16 protein-coding genes and 1 tRNA gene are annotated in these 16,709 nt (G+C 36.7%); 12 read left to right on the top strand and 5 right to left on the bottom strand.

Annotation, left to right across the window (positions count from 1 at the left end; genetic code table 11):
- Positions 1-6: 6 nt before the first annotated feature.
- The 3 genes from WFK35_RS11060 to WFK35_RS11070 all read right to left on the bottom strand — a co-directional run bounded on the left by WFK35_RS11060 (position 7) and on the right by WFK35_RS11070 (position 2,055).
- Positions 7-80, bottom strand: a tRNA-Asn gene (locus WFK35_RS11060).
- A gap of 80 nt (positions 81-160) precedes the next feature.
- Positions 161-1,510, bottom strand: a complete 1,350-nt coding sequence (gene rseP / locus WFK35_RS11065) for an RIP metalloprotease RseP (protein ID WP_336732684.1) — start codon at positions 1,508-1,510, stop codon at positions 161-163.
- 104 nt (positions 1,511-1,614) lie between these two features.
- Positions 1,615-2,055, bottom strand: coding sequence for a DUF6646 family protein (locus tag WFK35_RS11070; protein ID WP_336732685.1), 441 nt, complete (start codon positions 2,053-2,055; stop codon positions 1,615-1,617).
- 104 nt (positions 2,056-2,159) lie between these two features.
- On the opposite strand from WFK35_RS11070, the gene WFK35_RS11075 reads away from it, so the two are divergent.
- On the top strand, positions 2,160-2,912 hold the full coding sequence (locus WFK35_RS11075) for a nitrilase-related carbon-nitrogen hydrolase (protein WP_336732686.1): 753 nt from the start codon (positions 2,160-2,162) through the stop codon (positions 2,910-2,912).
- A 59-nt stretch (positions 2,913-2,971) separates the two neighbouring features.
- Here the strand turns inward: WFK35_RS11075 and WFK35_RS11080 are convergent, their stop codons facing one another.
- Together WFK35_RS11080 and WFK35_RS11085 are read right to left on the bottom strand one after the other, a co-directional pair.
- Positions 2,972-3,271 carry a thioredoxin family protein gene (locus WFK35_RS11080; RefSeq protein WP_116098328.1) on the bottom strand — a complete coding sequence of 100 codons (300 nt, stop codon included), beginning with the start codon at positions 3,269-3,271 and terminating at the stop codon, positions 2,972-2,974.
- Positions 3,272-3,453: 182 nt separating this feature from the next.
- Positions 3,454-4,863 (bottom strand): MBL fold metallo-hydrolase, encoded by a 1,410-nt coding sequence (locus tag WFK35_RS11085; protein ID WP_235132455.1) that lies wholly within the window; start codon positions 4,861-4,863, stop codon positions 3,454-3,456.
- A gap of 271 nt (positions 4,864-5,134) precedes the next feature.
- Here WFK35_RS11085 and WFK35_RS11090 point away from each other — a divergent pair, with 271 nt between their 5' ends.
- From WFK35_RS11090 to WFK35_RS11140, 11 genes are all read left to right on the top strand, one after another.
- A complete protein-coding gene (locus WFK35_RS11090; RefSeq protein ID WP_336732687.1) occupies positions 5,135-6,667 on the top strand; it encodes a helicase HerA-like domain-containing protein in 1,533 nt (510 codons plus the stop codon).
- Between the two features lie 117 nt (positions 6,668-6,784).
- Positions 6,785-8,008: a 3'-5' exonuclease gene (locus WFK35_RS11095; RefSeq protein WP_336732688.1), complete on the top strand. Its 1,224-nt coding sequence runs from the start codon at positions 6,785-6,787 to the stop codon at positions 8,006-8,008.
- Between the two features lie 247 nt (positions 8,009-8,255).
- Positions 8,256-9,455, top strand: coding sequence for a diaminopimelate decarboxylase (gene lysA, locus WFK35_RS11100; protein ID WP_175608795.1), 1,200 nt, complete (start codon positions 8,256-8,258; stop codon positions 9,453-9,455).
- Positions 9,456-9,502: 47 nt separating this feature from the next.
- Positions 9,503-9,934, top strand: a complete 432-nt coding sequence (locus WFK35_RS11105; protein ID WP_336732689.1) for a hypothetical protein — start codon at positions 9,503-9,505, stop codon at positions 9,932-9,934.
- A gap of 156 nt (positions 9,935-10,090) precedes the next feature.
- A complete protein-coding gene (locus tag WFK35_RS11110; RefSeq protein WP_336732690.1) occupies positions 10,091-11,824 on the top strand; it encodes a thiamine pyrophosphate-dependent enzyme in 1,734 nt (577 codons plus the stop codon).
- A gap of 83 nt (positions 11,825-11,907) precedes the next feature.
- Complete coding sequence (locus WFK35_RS11115; RefSeq protein WP_214587996.1) at positions 11,908-12,396, top strand: hypothetical protein; 489 nt, start codon at positions 11,908-11,910, stop codon at positions 12,394-12,396.
- A gap of 17 nt (positions 12,397-12,413) precedes the next feature.
- Positions 12,414-12,830: an energy transducer TonB gene (locus WFK35_RS11120; RefSeq protein ID WP_336732691.1), complete on the top strand. Its 417-nt coding sequence runs from the start codon at positions 12,414-12,416 to the stop codon at positions 12,828-12,830.
- Positions 12,823-13,554 carry a hypothetical protein gene (locus WFK35_RS11125; protein WP_336732692.1) on the top strand — a complete coding sequence of 244 codons (732 nt, stop codon included), beginning with the start codon at positions 12,823-12,825 and terminating at the stop codon, positions 13,552-13,554. The genes WFK35_RS11120 and WFK35_RS11125 overlap by 8 nt, the downstream gene beginning before the upstream one ends.
- A 128-nt stretch (positions 13,555-13,682) precedes the next feature.
- The gene (gene miaB, locus WFK35_RS11130) at positions 13,683-15,119 is read left to right on the top strand and encodes a tRNA (N6-isopentenyl adenosine(37)-C2)-methylthiotransferase MiaB (protein ID WP_336732693.1); all 1,437 of its coding nucleotides are present in this window, start codon (positions 13,683-13,685) and stop codon (positions 15,117-15,119) included.
- A 181-nt stretch (positions 15,120-15,300) separates the two neighbouring features.
- On the top strand, positions 15,301-16,356 hold the full coding sequence (locus tag WFK35_RS11135; RefSeq protein WP_336732694.1) for a PDDEXK nuclease domain-containing protein: 1,056 nt from the start codon (positions 15,301-15,303) through the stop codon (positions 16,354-16,356).
- Positions 16,340-16,709: hypothetical protein (locus WFK35_RS11140; RefSeq protein WP_336732695.1), on the top strand; the 370-nt coding region annotated here is incomplete at its 3' end. The genes WFK35_RS11135 and WFK35_RS11140, both read left to right, overlap by 17 nt.

Genomic DNA, 16,709 nt, shown 5'->3' on the forward strand with positions numbered 1-16,709 from the left:
TTTTTGCTCCTCCTGCTGGGCTCGAACCAGCGACCCTCTGATTAACAGTCAGATGCTCTAACCAACTGAGCTAAGGAGGAATGTCCTTTGTTTTAAGTGGTGCAAATATAGGACGAATATTTATACCCTGCAAATATTTTTTTAAAATTTTGTAAAAATATTATAATTTCCCCGCGAAGATCTTGAAGATGTCGCTTCCGAAAATCAGTAACATCAAGCCTAACAGGAAGATAACGCCAATCGTCTGTGCATTTTCTAAAACTTTCTGAGGAACAGGTTTACCCACAATCATCTCATAAAGCGTGAAAATAACGTGTCCTCCATCCAGTCCTGGAATAGGAATAAGGTTTAGGAATGCCAGCCAAACCGAGAACATCGCAGTAAAGCCCCAAAATGCAGCCCAATTGATAGAAATTTCTCCGTCTGCATTTTTATCTACCGGCATATTTTTTACAATCGCAATCGGTCCTCCTACATTTTTGTATCCCTGAATTTTAGAGTTAAACATAATTTTAAACTGCTTCACCTGCATCGTTAAAGACTCAATAGATCTTTCAAAACCTCTGGGAATAGATTCCCCGAAAGAATATTTTTTATCTGTAATGAAGTTTGCTAATGCTTTCTGATCTACACCAACACCCAATTTTCCGTTTTTGTCAACAGATGCAGCAATTGTTTCAGGTTTTCCGTTTCTTACAACTTCTATGTTTACTGTTTTTCCTTTATTTTCAGATAAAGAAGAACTTACTTCATCAAAATAAGGTGTTTGTTTTCCGTTAATCGCAACAATTTGGTCTCCTTTTTTAAGCCCTGAAGCCTGAGAAGCAGGAGTTGCCAGAGAATCGATAATCATTGGAAATCTCGGCGTAATATAAAGTTTAGCCTCTCTTTGTTTTAAAACTTCTGCAACGCCATCCTTATTAACAGGAAAAGTTACTTCTTTCCCGTTTCTAAGTACCGTTACATTATCTCCTAAAAGAATATTGATGGAAGCATTTTCCAATCTTTCAGCAGGTTTTCCGTCAATATTAATGATCTTATCACCATTCTGGAATCCCATTTTTTTTCCGGCTTCTGTAACTCCTATTCCGTTGTTGAATTTGGTAAGATCTGTGTATGTTTCACCGTTAAAAAGCGAAAGACACGAGTAAATTAACCAAGCTAAGAAAAAGTTCACCGTAACTCCGCCCAACATGATAATCAGCCTTTGCCAAGCCGGTTTTGCACGGAATTCCCATGGTTGTGCAGGCTGCTTCAACTGCTCGGTATCCATGCTTTCATCCACCATTCCGGCAATTTTTACATATCCTCCGAAAGGAAGCCATCCGATTCCGTATTCCGTTTCTCCAATTTTCTTCTTGGCTAAAGAAAACCATGGATCGAAGAACAGATAGAATTTTTCAACTTTGGTTTTAAAGTATTTGGCGGGTAAGAAATGCCCAAGTTCGTGTAGGATAACCAGGATAGAAATGCTCAATATAAATTGAAACAGTTTGATTGCTATTTCCATTAATGCTTTTTATGTTTAATTTGCAAAGGTAACAATTATCAAAACTATGCCAAATAAAAAAGCTCCCCGAAACGAGAAGCTTTGTCATATAATGTGATGATTTATTACAAATTAATCGAAACTCCGAGACTGCCATTGTTGCCGACTTCTGCGAAAACGCCGATTCTTTCAGTAAAAAAGTACCTCGCTCCGATGTGGGCTCCCAATCCAAAACTGTTTCCTACAACTCCTACATCTGCTCCGGGATAAATATCGAGTTTTTCAGGAAGCTGTAAAGCGTCTTTCAGGTGGAAATTGATTCTTCCGAATACAAAAGCACGGTTTTTATCATCATTATTCTTATAATTATCAAAATAAATGTTCAATCCGGCTCCTACGGAAATTAATTTATTCAATCCATAATCATAAGTTCCGGTAATTCCTATTCCGTAACCCCATGCGCTGAGTCCGGCATTGATTTTCTGATCTCCTTTTCCTGTCCACGCCTGAGCATTGGCAAATGTTCCCGTAAGGATGAGAACAAACATAAAAAACAACTTCTTCATAAATTTTACTTTTTACTAATTTTTATCGATTAAATATTCGCAACAAAAATAAAACCGAAATCATTGAAAAATCGTATTTTTAGGGAAGTTTTTTAACAAAGTTTATGAAGATTACAGGATTGAATTTAGATATTATCTGGAAAAATAAGGCAGAAAACTTTAACATTATTGAAAAAGAGTTGCAGAATCAGGAGGCAGATCTCTTTCTTTTGCCTGAAATGTTTTCCACGGGGTTTTGTATGGATGCATCCGAAGTTTCCGACAGAAATCTGGAATCACTGGAATTTTTAAAAAAGATCGCGAAGGAAAGAAGCGCTGCATTCTGCGGAAGTGCTCCGGTTGAGGAAAACGGAAAATTCTACAACAGATTGTATTTTGTGCAGCCCGATTCTCAGGTTGAATTTTATGATAAAAGACATCTTTTTTCTTTTTCGGGGGAAGATAAAGTGTATACTCCGGGAAAAGAAAGGGTAATTGTAAATTATTTGGGTTTCAGAATTCTTTTGCAGGTTTGCTATGATCTTCGTTTTCCTGTTTTTGCAAGAAATGATGATGATTATGATGCGATTTTGTATGTGGCAAACTGGCCCGAAAAAAGAGTAGGAGCATGGGAACATCTGTTAAAAGCGAGAGCTATTGAAAATCTGTCCTTCGTTTTTGGATTAAACAGAATCGGAACCGATGGAAATAACCTGTTTTATCAGGAAAGTTCACACTGTTTTTTTGCAGACGGAAAAGAAATTTCACAAAAGAGCGGAAATCTTGTAACGGCAGAATTAAATTTAGAAGAACTGAAAGATTTCAGAAGCCATTTTCAGTTTTTAAATGACCGCGATTCTTTTTCGATTGAATTTTAAAGAAAATACATCAAAATTAAGGCTAAAATTTTCTCAATCTTAGCCTTAATCTTAAATATTTAAGCATATTGTTTTAAAAGTTGCGTCAGTGTATTCACATCATGAACACCGCTTTCTTTCCACAGCATTTCTCCCTGTTTGAATATGGCTAATGTCGGAACACCACGAACGCCGTATTGATTAGCTAGAGCAGGATACTGATCCACATCTACTTTAATAATTCTAGCTGCAGTTCCTATATTTTCCTTTACCGTATTCAAAACAGACGACTGTACTTTGCAGGGTTGACACCAGGTTGCAAAAAAGTCTATAAGAACAGGTCTTTCGGAATCAATGATTTCCTGAAATGCTTGAGACATAGTTGTTGTTTTTATTTAAAGAAAGAAACATTTTAGTTTAAAGTTTTGAAAAGCTTGCCATTTAAAATCACTTAAAAAAATCGAAGGTTACCGAAAACTTTGTGTTGTTCAATGCTTTTCAGTCAATAAACTAAAGTTTCATGACTTTATATTTAATACAATGATAATTTCAAAAAAGAGTATTATATTGTTTTCGAGTGACATACGAAATCCGAAGTCGGGAATTTTTCCGTTTTCTTAATTGCGCCGAAACCTCCTTCTATTTCAGTAAAGTTTCTGATTCCGTTGGAGTTAAGGATGCTTGCTGCAATCATGCTTCTGTAACCTCCTGCACAATGAAGGAAAAAATGCTCAGAATCATCAATCGTGTGAACCCAGTCACTGATTACGTCCAAAGGTTTGTTGTAAGCATTATCAATATGTTCGGCAGAATATTCCGAGATCTTACGAACGTCAATTATTTTTGAGTTTTCGTTATAACGTTCTGCAAACTCTGCCGGAGAAATTCTTTTAACCTCATCCGTTTCTTTTCCGCTGTTCTTCCATGCTTCAAAACCTCCTTTAAGATAGCCCAGAACATTGTCGAATCCAACGCGGCTAAGTCTTGTAATGGCTTCTTCTTCCATTCCTTCGTCTACAATAAGAAGTAAAGGATGCTTTACATCCACAATCAGAGTTCCCACCCATGGTGCAAAATCTCCTTTTAATCCGATATTTACAGAATTCGGCACAAATCCTTTATAAAACTCTCCAGGACTTCTGGTATCTAAAATTAACGCGCCTGTTTCTTCTGCAAACGCTTCGAAATCTTCAACGGAAACCGCCGTTAAACCTTTATCCATTACCGCATCAAGACTTTCATAACCGCCTTTGTTCATGGCAACATTCATCCCGAAATATTTCGGCGGAGCCGTTAAACCGTCCAGAACTTCGCGGATAAAAGATTCTTTATCAGGCTGATTCAAAGCATAATTGGTTTTTTTCTGATTTCCCAGAATATCAACCGTCTCTTTCTGCATATTTTTTCCACAGGCAGAACCCGCTCCATGAGCCGGATAAACTGTAATGCTGTCATCCAGAGGCATAATCTTTGTCTGAAGACTGTCGTACAAAATCCCTGCAAGATCTTCCTGAGTAATACTTCCTGCTTTCTGGGCAAGATCCGGTCTTCCCACGTCTCCTAAAAATAAAGTATCTCCTGTGAAAATGGCTGTTTCAACTCCGTTTTCGTCAATCAGAAGATAAGTCGTGCTTTCCATCGTATGACCGGGTGTATGAAGAACTTTTATTTTTATTTTTCCTATTTCAAAAATCTGATCGTCTTCTGCAATAATAGCTTCAAACTCAGGCTGAGCGGTAGGTCCGTAAACAATAGGAGCACCTGTTTTCTTACTTAAATCCAGATGTCCCGAGACAAAATCTGCATGAAAATGTGTTTCAAAAATATATTTTAAAGTTACATTGTCTTTTTCCAGACGATCCAGATAAGGCTTTACTTCCCTTAAAGGATCGATAATTACTGCTTCATTTTCAGATACGATGTAGTACGCACCCTGAGCCAGACATCCCGTGTATATTTGTTCGACTTTCATTATGTGATTGTAACCGTTTTAATGTTTTATATTTGAAATACAAAAATCGTGTTTATTTTTTTAAATACCATCAAAATAAAAAATGGATACTGATAGAATAAATCTATAAAGTTTTTATTTGTTCTAATTTACGATTTCCTGTCTGAAAATTCCTGAAAGAATTGGTGAATTTATTGATTATATGAAATATTTCACAATAGAAATTAATTTAATGATTCATCGTGGTCAGATTTTACAAAAAACTTTATATTTATAGGTTAAAAAAGAGCAAATGGCAGACAAAACACAATTCATTGAAGAATTAAATGCGAGATACACTCCCAAAGGAGATCATATTATATTAGGAAAAGGAATGCTGGATGGCGAAGTCGTTCCTGAAGTTAATGTTACCATTCCCTTAAAAACCATCAACCGCCACGGATTAATTGCCGGAGCAACGGGAACCGGAAAAACAAAAACATTACAGGTTTTCGCAGAACAGCTTTCGCATCAGGGAATTCCTTCTCTGGTTTTGGATATTAAAGGAGATTTTTCGGGGATCGCAGAAGCTGGAACTGAAAATCCTGCCATTCAGGAAAGATATGCCAAAACACAGCTTCCTTACAATCCACAGGCTTTTCCTGTAGAATTAATGACCATTTCCGGCGAAAGAGGCGTGAAATTAAGAGCCACTGTTACAGAATTCGGTCCGGTTTTATTAAGCAAAATCTTACAGTTGAATGATACTCAGCAAAGCATCATGTCAATTGTATTTAAATATTGTGATGATAAAGGTCTTCCGTTAATTGATCTGAATGACCTGAAAAAAGTCCTTCAGTACGTCACAGAAAATCCACAGGGAAAAGCTGAGCTTTCCTCTAATTACGGTTCGATAGCTTCTGCTTCTCTGGGTGCAATTTTAAGATCCATTGTCGCGTTGGAACAGCAGGGAGCTTCCGGTTTCTTTGGAGAACTGAGTTTTGACGTTCACGATTTACTGGAAACAAGAGACGGAAAAGGAGTAGTAAACATTCTGAGAGTTGCAGACATTCAAAGCAAGCCGCAGTTGTTTTCAACATTTATGCTTTCGCTCTTTGCGGAAATTTACATGACCTTTCCGGAGGAAGGCGACAGTGGAAAACCGAAGCTGGTTTTGTTTATCGATGAAGCACATTTAATTTTTGATGAATCTTCAAAAGCTTTGGTCTCGCAAATTGAAACCATGGTAAAACTGATCCGTTCAAAAGGAGTCGGAATCTATTTTATCACGCAAATTCCGGGTGATGTTCCGGAATCGGTGCTTTCTCAATTAGGTTTAAAAATTCAGCACGCATTACGAGGGTTTACCGCTAAAGATAAAAAAGAAATCTCCAAAGCAGTAGAAAACTATCCGACTACGGAATTTTATGATGCTCCAACGCTGATCCAGAATCTGGGAATCGGTGAAGCTTTCGTTACCGCTCTGGATGAAAAAGGAATTCCAACACCGCTGGTTCATACCTATTTAATTTCACCGGAATCAAGAATGGATGTTCTGAATGACGCAGAAATTTCAGATTTAACAAAAAGATCAGCTTTGGTTGCCAAATATGAAAAAGTAGTGGATAACGAATCTGCATATGAAATTTTGGTCGGCAGAATGGAACAGGCTGCACAGGAAGCGTCGCAGACTTCTAACCAGAAAACAAAACCGGTAAAAGAAGAACCCGGAATTTTCGAGCAGGTTTTACAAAGCAGGGCGGGAAGAACGTTTACCAGCACACTGATGCGCGAAGGTGCAAAAGCAATTCTGGGAATGCTTGGTCTGGGAGGAAGACGAAGATAAATATTTTTATTATTTTAGCAGAATTGCCTTATTCCTATTCATTTATTGGCATAAGTTATGTTTCCAGATGTAAAGGAAATAAATCGTTAATCTAAAAAGAAGTTGTAAAAAATTTAAATGTATTCAATAATAGACATAGAAAGTAATGGTGCAGGTTACAGGAAAGAATGCATTATCGATATTGCTGTTTACCGATACGATGGTCAGAAAATTGTAGATCAGTTTATCTCATTGGTAAACCCCGAAAGTGATATTACCCCTTTTGTGCAGAAATTAACCAACATTACTCCGAAAATGGTTAAAACTGCACCGAAATTCCATGAAATTGCGCGTAGAATTGTTGAAATTACGGCAAATACAACTTTGGTAGGTCATAATATCGATTTTGATTACAGAATGCTTCGTCAGTCATTTCAGAGGTTAGGCTATGAATTTAAAATCAATACTTTAGATACAATTCCTTTAGCTAAAAAACTGATTCCTGATGAGGTAAGCTATTCTCTCGGAAAACTGGTGAAATCTTTAGGAATTCCTTTAACCAATCATCACAGAGCGGAAGGAGATGCGAGAGCAACACTGGAATTATTCAAACTTCTGATTTCAAAAGACACAGAAAATGAAATCATTCAGAAGCAGCATGACGAAACCAATTCCAAGACTTACATCAATAAAATCAAGGAATTAACGCAGGATCTTCCCAATGAAAAAGGCTTTGTATATTTTCAGAATGAAGCGGGAAAGATTATTTTTTCAGATCATGTTCAGGATATCAATAAATTTTCAAAAAAAGTTTTCAATTCCAAATCTAAAAAGTGGGAAGCCATTCAGAAAGACGTTGAACAGATCAATTACGAACTTACCGGAACCGATATTATTGCCAAGCTGATTCTGAATTCAAAAGGAATTAAAAAAAGAGAGATCCTTCCTTTCGGTCTGTATTGCAGAAACGGAAAATACGTCGTGGAAAAAAACAAGCTGAATAAACTGGAAAAACCGATTTTGAAATTCAGGTCTTTTACACAAGGCTCGAAAGCGGTACAGTTCATCGGAAAGTTCGAAGAATATAATGATATTGAAGTTTTTAAAAAGAAAATCGAATTCAGAAAACGAAATGAACTCTGGTTAGGACAAGGCAGAAAGCTGGGTGAAAAACTGTTTTTGATTGTTGAAAACGGAAAAGTGGTTTCTTACGGTTTTTATGAACTTTTCACTCAGATTCAGACCTTAAGCAAGCTTAATAAATTAAAGATCGATCTGCTTTCACAATCTGCAGACCTCGTTAATGAGCTGCAGTTGGCTTTGCTCAGGGGAGATTTTGAAACCCTGCCTTTACCGAAATAATAGAACACGGCTGAATCTGAAAGGAATCATTTTAAAATCAGTTTTTTAAAAGTAAAAAAGAATTAGTATTTTTGTAAAAAATTAAAGAAAGCAATGCTAAATTTTAAACAACATAAAACCGGTAAAAAGGGAACTGTAAAGTTCTCTAAGGTTTGGAATGTATAAAAGAGTTGTATTGCATAAAAAATAATGTTAATGGCAGACTCTTTTTCCGAAGAATCTGCCTTTTTTATGCTAAAAAGAAATTATGAATTCAAAAGAATTATTAAAGATTGCCAATGAGTTTGGCACCCCGGTGTACGTTTATGATGCCGAATCCATTAAAACACAATACGAGAAACTTACCTCTTCTTTCTTAAAACACACAAAGTTTTTCTACGCAGCGAAAGCGCTTACCAATATCAACATCCTGAAGTATGTGAAAAATCTGGGAGCTTCATTAGATTGTGTATCCATCAATGAAGTAAAATTGGGATTAAAAGCTGGCTTTACGAAAGAAAAAATACTTTTCACGCCCAATTGTGTGGATCTCGCCGAGATCGAAGAAGCGATGACTTTCGGGGTGCACATCAATATCGATAATATTTCTATTCTGGAGCAGTTCGGGAACAAATACGGAAACTCTTACCCGATTTTGGTAAGAATCAACCCGCATATTTTTGCTGGCGGAAACTATAAAATTTCTACTGGACACATCGACAGCAAATTCGGGATTTCCATCCATCAGGTTCGTCATATTGAAAGAGTGATGAAATCTACCAACCTTAATGTGGAAGGTCTTCACATGCACACCGGAAGCGAGATCAAAGATCCGGATGTTTTCCTTCAGGCTTTGGAGATCATGCTGGAATTATCCGAACATTTCCCGAATCTGAAATATCTGGATATGGGAAGCGGATTTAAAATTCCTTATCAGGACACCGAAGAAGAAACCGACGTAAAAACATTAGGAAAAAAAGTGGAAAAAGTAATCTCCGAATTTTCAAAATCAACCGGAAAAAAATTCGAATTATGGTTTGAACCGGGGAAATTTCTTGTCGGAAAAAGCGGATATTTACTGGTAAAAGCCAACGTGATTAAACAAACAACGGCAACTGTTTTTGTCGGAGTGAATTCAGGATTCAACCATCTGATCCGTCCGATGTTCTACGATTCTTACCATGTGATCGAAAATTTATCGAACCCGAAAGGAGCGGAAAGAATTTATACCGTGGTAGGAAACATTTGCGAAACAGACACTTTTGCATGGGACAGAAAGCTTAATGAAGTAAGAGAAGGCGATATTCTGGCGTTCCACAATGCAGGAGCTTACGGTTTTGAGATGAGTTCCAACTTTAATTCAAGGTTAAAACCTGCCGAAGTTCTGTTTTTAGACGGAAAAGCACATCTCATCAGAAAAAGAGATGAATTCGAAGATCTTCTGAAAAATCAGATCGAGGTATTGTAGATTGTTATAGAAAGGCTTAACTTTATAAAACAAAATAGTAATAATTTATGAAAAAAATATTTTCAGTTTTGGCACTAACAGTTTTTGCCTTTTCATTTTCCCAGACGTATGTAAATGTTTCTTCGGTTAAAAATCAGGTAGAAAATGTTTACAAAGGCGGACAGGAAAAATTTGAATATGATCTTACCAATAATTTGAAATATACAGCAAATTCATTTCAGGCAAATGGTGATTTTACATTGAATTTTAAAGTAAATGAAAACGGAGATATTACCGACGTTAAACTTTTGCCTGAGCTTTATGACAAAGGATTTGAAAGAGAGGTTAAGAGAGATTTGGGCAGAATGAAAAAGCATTTTGCAGTAAATCAACCAAAAAACGTTTCCGTAGGATTAAGTTTCGGAAGAGATTTGAAACCTTCAGACGGCAGACTGGCGTTTCAGGGAAGAGATTCTTTTGCGAATCAGAATACAAAATAATTCCGCTCGAAGATATATGGGAGCTCCGCAAAAAATGCGGAGCTTTTTTTATTGTTTTTTAATATTTATTTTACGCTCTTGGCATAATCTTTACATCTCTACATTATCAGTACATTCCAAAATATTTCTGAAACAACAACACTAAAATATCAAAATATGGCTAAAAATATTGCAGAGCAAATTGTAGAAATGCTCGAAAACGCCAATGTGAAAAGAATTTATGCCGTTACAGGCGACAGTTTAAACCATTTAAATATAGCCGTAAAAAAAAGCAGCATCGAATGGATTCACGTAAGGCACGAAGAAGCCGGAGCTTATGCAGCCGCTGCGGAAGCGGAACTGGATGGTTTTGCGGTTTGCGCGGGAAGCTGCGGACCGGGGCACGTTCATTTAATCAATGGGGTTTATGAAGCGCACCGTTCTCATGTTCCGATGTTGGTTATTGCTTCCACGATTCCAAGTGAAGAAATGGGGATGGATTATTTTCAGGAAACCAATACCATTAAGTTATTCGACGACTGCAGTCATTACAACCAAATGATTACAAGACCGGAACAGGTTCAGCGAACGGTGCAGACGGCAATTCAGCATGCAATTTCCAAAAAAGGCGTTGCCGTAATCGGTCTTCCGGGAGATGTTTCGGAACTGGATGCAGAAGAAGCGGTGACTTCCAATAAAATTTTCAGAACAAATCCTGTTATTCGTCCTTCAGATGAAGAATTAAAAGAACTCGCAGATTTAATCAACGACAGTAAAAAAGTAACGATCTATTGCGGAATCGGCGCGGAAAATGCCAATCCTGAAGTGGTTGAACTTTCAAAATATTTAAAAGCTCCGGTGGGATATTCTTTCCGCGGAAAAATGTCTATTCAGCCGAATAATCCCAATGAAGTCGGTTTAACCGGACTGTTAGGACTTCCTTCTGCTTATCATGCCATGCACGAAGCCGATCTTCTGATTCTTCTGGGGACAGATTTTCCTTACGAGAAATTTATGCCTGTAAAAAACAAAATTGTTCAGATCGACGAAGCACCCGAACGTTTGGGAAGAAGAGCTAAACTGGAATTGGGATTAACGGGCGATGTAAAAGAAACCATCAAAGCACTTTTGCCATTATTGAAAGAAAAAACTGATGCCAATTTCCTTAAACAGCAACTTGAGTTTTATGAAAAGGTTAAAGAAAATCAGCTTACGTATGTGAAAGATCCGGGAACCGAAAACGCCATTCAGCCGGAGTTTGTTACCCATACATTGGATAAACTGGCAAAAAAAGATGCCGTTTTTACCGTAGATACAGGAATGTGCTGTGTTTGGGGCGCAAGATACATCACGGGAACCGGAGAACGGAAAATGCTCGGTTCTTTTAATCACGGTTCGATGGCGAATGCAATGCCAATGGCAATTGGAGCGTCTTTAGCGTATCCTGAAAGGCAGGTTGTTGCTCTGTGCGGCGACGGAGGTTTATCTATGCTTTTGGGAGATATGGCAACGATTTTTCAATATAAACTGCCGATAAAAATTATCGTATTCAATAACCGGTCTTTAGGAATGGTAAAACTGGAAATGGAAGTCGGAGGAATGCCGGATAATGAAACGGATATGGTTAATCCTGATTTTGCAATGATTGCCCATGCAATGGGATATCCCGGAAAAAATGTAAACAAGCCTGAAGATGTGGAAGCTGCCATTAAAGAATGTCTTGATTATAACGGTCCTTATCTTTTAAATATTTTTACCAATCCGAATGCACTGGCTCTACCTCCGAAAATTGAAGCCGCTCAGATTTTAGGAATGACAAAATCCATGGCTCAGCTTATGTTGGGAGGAAAAATGGAAGAAGCACTCGACACTGTGAAAAGCAATTACAAACACATTAAAGATCTTTTGTAATGCACATCATGAGATAATACTTTTCTCTATTTGGTTTAAGTAGTATCTTTGTTTAAGTAAATTTAATTTTAATGAAAAATCCTATGAGAACGATATTAGTACTTCTTACGTTTTTCGCATCAAACTTTGCAATAGCACAGTTTAATGATGTAGAAGAAAGAGATGATAATTTTATGACGGAGAACAATAAAAATATTCTCAAAATAGATATAAAAGAACCTTTGCTGCAGGTTGCCGTAAAAAACTGTAACGATTTTAAAGCAGCAAGTTTCGAAGGCGGAATTCCGGCTTACAAAGAAATGCTGAGAAAATATATGTACGATTACCTGAATACAGATTTTTATGTTCTGAACGGTGATTTCACATTTACCCTTACCGTAGACCAAAACGGAAAAGTAACCAATATCGAAGGAACTCCTAAAGTTTCAAACAGTCAGGTGTTTTTTGATGATATGAAATATGTCGTAAGAAGAATCAAGAAAAACTGGATTCCTGCAAGCTGCAACGGACAGCCTGTAACATCTCAGATCAAAATAAAAATGAATCTGTCTTCCATAGCAACAGATGTATAAGACAACTTTTAATAACCATGAAAAAATATCTTTTAATTTTACCTTTATTGCTTATTGGCGGTAAAGGCTTTTCTCAGGAAAATACTACTCAGGTTCAGCAGACAGCGGAAAGTTATCAGAAAGCAGAATTTCCGGGAGGTGATCAGGCTTTTCAGAAAGAATTCATGACTATGGTTCATGCCTATATCGATATGGCTCTTTATGCCATTCAGGGAAAAGTTACCTTTGTGTTTAATATTGATGCCAAAGGAAAAATCAGTCAGATCGATGTTCTTCCGAAATTCAAAAACAATGAAATGTTTATCGACGACATGAAATATGCGGCGAAAAAAGTAAAGGGAAAATGGACTCCCGCAAAAAAGAACGGCGTTCCGGTCGATTCAAAATTTGTTATGAAGGTGAATTTCAGTACCAATACTTATGATCATGATTAAAAAATTATTTCCATTTATTATTTTATTGTGTTATTCATCTGTCTGTGCGCAAATCAGTAATGCTTACTATTCTGTAGGTGAAGAAGCTTACAAAGGGGGTGCTGAAAAGATGTATCAGGACATCCACGATGTAATGACAAGAAAAAATCTTCAGAAATGTCCTAAAAACGAGTATTTTTATGTCAAACTAAGAATAGATCGCACAGGAAAACCGGGACTTATACAAGATAAGCGAACAAAAGAGTTTATGCAAAAATCTCCGTGTGCATATGATTATGTGATAAAAACACTCGGAGAGCTTCACGATTGGATTCCAAGTAAAAACGTAACGCTTTCTGATGGTACACTTTATGAATTTCCGTTTTTTCCTAATGATTTGGTTGGAGATAATTACAAAAAAGATTACAATGCAAAAGAGCAGACAGAAAAGGCATCCTATGAAGGAGGGACTGATGCTTTCAGAAAGGAACTTGCTTATTTAATCGGGGAATATCTTGCAGATTTGTACAAACCGGAGGGGGTTTTTGAATTATCTTTTACGGTAAATGAAAACGGTAGAGCATCGGATTTTGATATTTTTCCCAAATCTCCTTCATCTGAACAGTTTGTGAAAGATATAAATACAATTACTAAAAGAATGAAGGACAAGTGGATCCCTGCAAAATTCAGAGGACAAAATATTTCTTCAAGAAATGTAATTAAAATAAGATTCAGAAATGATTAACTCCTGACATTCTGTCACAATATTTTGTATCTTTGCAAATTCAATAAGTTCAGAATTTAATGCTTTGAGTTCAAACCTATATGTGTAGAACCTTAGACGTTAAATTTTAAACCTAAAATTCGATTATCGTGCAGGAAAAATATATAGACGAAACAAAACAGGGAGAAGCTTTTGCCATTGCGGAAAAAGCAGAAAACTCAAAGAAATTATTCTTGGAGAGCTACGGTTGTCAGATGAATTTCTCTGACTCTGAGATTGTTGCATCCATACTTAATGAACAGGGATATAATACCACTTTAAAAGCAGAAGAAGCAGATTTAATTCTTCTAAATACCTGTTCCATCCGTGAAAAAGCCGAGCAGACTGTAAGAATGCGTCTTTCACAATTCAAAAACCTGAAAAAAGAAAAACCGAACATGACGGTTGGTGTTTTGGGCTGTATGGCAGAAAGATTAAAAACCAAATTCTTAGAAGAAGAACAGTTGGTGGATCTTGTGGTTGGTCCCGATGCATACAGAGACTTGCCTAATCTTTTAAAAGAAACTGAGGACGGAAGAGATGCCATTAACGTAATTCTTTCAAAAGAAGAAACATATGCAGATATCAATCCGGTTCGTTTAGGCGGAAACGGTGTTACTGCTTTTGTAACGATTACAAGAGGCTGCGACAATATGTGTACATTCTGCGTCGTTCCTTTTACGAGAGGACGAGAAAGAAGCCGTGATCCGCACTCTATTCTGGATGAATGCAAAAGCCTTTGGGAAAACGGGTATAAAGAAATTACCCTATTAGGACAAAACGTAGATTCTTACCTTTGGTATGGAGGCGGTCCTAAAAAAGATTTCGCGAAAGCATCTGAAATGCAGAAAGCAACAGCCGTAAATTTTGCCCAGTTGCTTGATTTGGTTGCAAAAGCCGTTCCTGAAATGAGAATTCGTTTCTCTACTTCAAATCCGCAGGATATGAGTCTGGATGTATTCAGAATGATGGCGAAACACGATAACATCTGTAAATATGTTCACCTTCCGGTTCAGAGCGGAAGCAACAATATGCTGGAAGCCATGAACAGACAGCACACCCGCGAAGAATATTTAGATTTAATTAAAAAAGCAAAAGAAATCGTTCCCGAAGTTGCTTTTTCTCAGGATATGATCGTCGGTTTCTGCAGCGAAACAGAAGAAGATCACCAAGATACATTAAGCTTAATGAGAGAAGTGGAATACGACTACGGTTATATGTTCGCTTACTCAGAAAGACCGGGAACTCCCGCTCACAAAAAGATGGAGGACAATATTCCGGCAGAAGTTAAACAGAGACGTTTGGCAGAAGTCATTGCCTTACAGGGAGAACTGTCCAGAAAAAGAATGAAATCTTATGTAGGAAGAGTTCACCAGATTTTAATTGAAGGAACTTCCAAAAAGAATGAAAACCAATGGAAAGGAAGAAACTCCCAGAATGCAGTTTGCGTTTTCGACAAACTGGAAGGTCAGAAAATTGGTGACATTGTGGACGTTTTTGTGTTTGATAATACGCAGGGCACACTTTTAGGGGAAGCGGTAAAGTAATTTATTGGGCAGCTTACAACTTTGTTCGTAGCTTTCGATTAAAGCCTTCGCTTTTATCTGAACTATGGCTTCCGTTCCCGCTTTTTTATTTTTTTTGAAAAAATAAAAATTCACTCAAGTCGGGCTGCGTGCATCTCAATAGTGAGTAAGTTTAATATAAAATTGAGAATACTCTTTCAAAATGAAAGATTTACAAAATACACAACTTTTACAAAATATTTCTTCATTACTCGATAATGCAAGAAAAAAAGTTGCTGTCGCTGTAAATCAAACCATCGTTCTTACTTATTATGAAATAGGAAGAATGATTGTGGAAGATGAACAAAATGGGGAAGACAGAGCAGAATATGGTAAGGCTGTTCTTAAAGATTTGTCATTACATCTGACAGAAAGATTTGGGCGTGGCTTTTCTGAAGATAATCTTTCTAATATGAGAAAGTTTTATCAGATCTATTCTAATCAACAAATTTCCGAAACACTGTTTCGGAAATCTCAAAATAATCTAATTTCACAGACACAGTCTGTTAAATTCAACCTTTCATGGTCTCATTATTTGAAGTTAATGAGAATCACTGATATTAATGAAAGGAGGTTCTACGAAATTGAAAGTTATAAAAACAACTGGAGCTTAAGAGAATTGCAGAGACAGTATGATTCCGCTTTATATACAAGACTGTCTTTGAGCAAAAATAAAGAAGAAATTCTTCAACTTGCTGAAAAAGGACAAATTATAGAAAAGCCCAAAGACCTCATCAAAGATCCTTATGTTCTGGAGTTTTTAGGTTTATCTGAAAAACCTCATTATTCTGAAAACGAATTAGAGTCCGAATTAATTGATAAACTGGAACATTTTCTTCTGGAATTAGGAACAGGATTTACCTTTGTTGCAAGACAGGACAGAATAACCTTTGATGAAAAGCAATTCCGTATAGACTTGGTGTTTTACAACAGAGTTTTGAGATGTTTTGTCTTAATTGACTTAAAAATCGGCGAACTGAAACATCAGGATATTGGGCAAATGCAGATGTACGTCAACTATTACGATAGAGAAAAACGCCTTGAAGGTGAAAATAAAACCATAGGCATTATTCTTTGTCAGGATAAAAGTGAAGCTTTGGTAAGATATACTTTACCGGAAGATAACGAACAGATTTTTGCAAGTAAATATTTTACCATATTGCCAAGTAAACAAGATTTTATTAACATTTTAAACTCAGACAATGGAAAAATTTCATAAATATTGCCTAAGTGTATTGTTGGTAATAATCTGCAGCAATATTTCAGCTCAAATTTCCAACGGAACAGCCGAAAGTGAAGACTGTAAACAGCTTTATGAGCTTTATAACCGGATTTTAAATCAGGATTGCGAAGATTTGCAGGAAACCTGTACAAAAGAAAATCCTGTACAGAATAAAACGATCAGTCAAAAGCATCCTGCAGTTGATTTTATCAGTAAAATTTTCCCAAGTAAACAAAAGAACAATTTTCAACAAAATAAAGCGGGAGCAGATTTTTCTGAAAAAGAAAAACATGATCAGCTCCTGAAAAATTTTGAAAAGAACAGCAGAGAAACACTCTTCGCTGAAATTT

Origin of the sequence: Chryseobacterium sp. VD8, from assembly GCF_037149975.1 — a bacterium.
Taxonomy (GTDB): domain Bacteria; phylum Bacteroidota; class Bacteroidia; order Flavobacteriales; family Weeksellaceae; genus Chryseobacterium; species Chryseobacterium indicum.

What these genes read in the sequence shown, in the direction of transcription:
- WFK35_RS11115 (WP_214587996.1), top strand. Translation starts at nt 11,908, where the DNA reads ATGAGAACGATATTAGTACTTCTTACGTTTTTCGCATCAAACTTTGCA.
- WFK35_RS11095 (WP_336732688.1), top strand. Translation starts at nt 6,785, where the DNA reads ATGTATTCAATAATAGACATAGAAAGTAATGGTGCAGGTTACAGGAAA.
- WFK35_RS11090 (WP_336732687.1), top strand. Translation starts at nt 5,135, where the DNA reads ATGGCAGACAAAACACAATTCATTGAAGAATTAAATGCGAGATACACT.
- WFK35_RS11105 (WP_336732689.1), top strand. Translation starts at nt 9,503, where the DNA reads ATGAAAAAAATATTTTCAGTTTTGGCACTAACAGTTTTTGCCTTTTCA.
- WFK35_RS11135 (WP_336732694.1), top strand. Translation starts at nt 15,301, where the DNA reads ATGAAAGATTTACAAAATACACAACTTTTACAAAATATTTCTTCATTA.
- WFK35_RS11070 (WP_336732685.1), bottom strand. Translation starts at nt 2,055, where the DNA reads ATGAAGAAGTTGTTTTTTATGTTTGTTCTCATCCTTACGGGAACATTT.
- WFK35_RS11110 (WP_336732690.1), top strand. Translation starts at nt 10,091, where the DNA reads ATGGCTAAAAATATTGCAGAGCAAATTGTAGAAATGCTCGAAAACGCC.
- rseP (WP_336732684.1), bottom strand. Translation starts at nt 1,510, where the DNA reads ATGGAAATAGCAATCAAACTGTTTCAATTTATATTGAGCATTTCTATC.
- WFK35_RS11080 (WP_116098328.1), bottom strand. Translation starts at nt 3,271, where the DNA reads ATGTCTCAAGCATTTCAGGAAATCATTGATTCCGAAAGACCTGTTCTT.
- lysA (WP_175608795.1), top strand. Translation starts at nt 8,256, where the DNA reads ATGAATTCAAAAGAATTATTAAAGATTGCCAATGAGTTTGGCACCCCG.
- WFK35_RS11075 (WP_336732686.1), top strand. Translation starts at nt 2,160, where the DNA reads ATGAAGATTACAGGATTGAATTTAGATATTATCTGGAAAAATAAGGCA.
- WFK35_RS11085 (WP_235132455.1), bottom strand. Translation starts at nt 4,863, where the DNA reads ATGAAAGTCGAACAAATATACACGGGATGTCTGGCTCAGGGTGCGTAC.
- WFK35_RS11125 (WP_336732692.1), top strand. Translation starts at nt 12,823, where the DNA reads ATGATTAAAAAATTATTTCCATTTATTATTTTATTGTGTTATTCATCT.
- WFK35_RS11120 (WP_336732691.1), top strand. Translation starts at nt 12,414, where the DNA reads ATGAAAAAATATCTTTTAATTTTACCTTTATTGCTTATTGGCGGTAAA.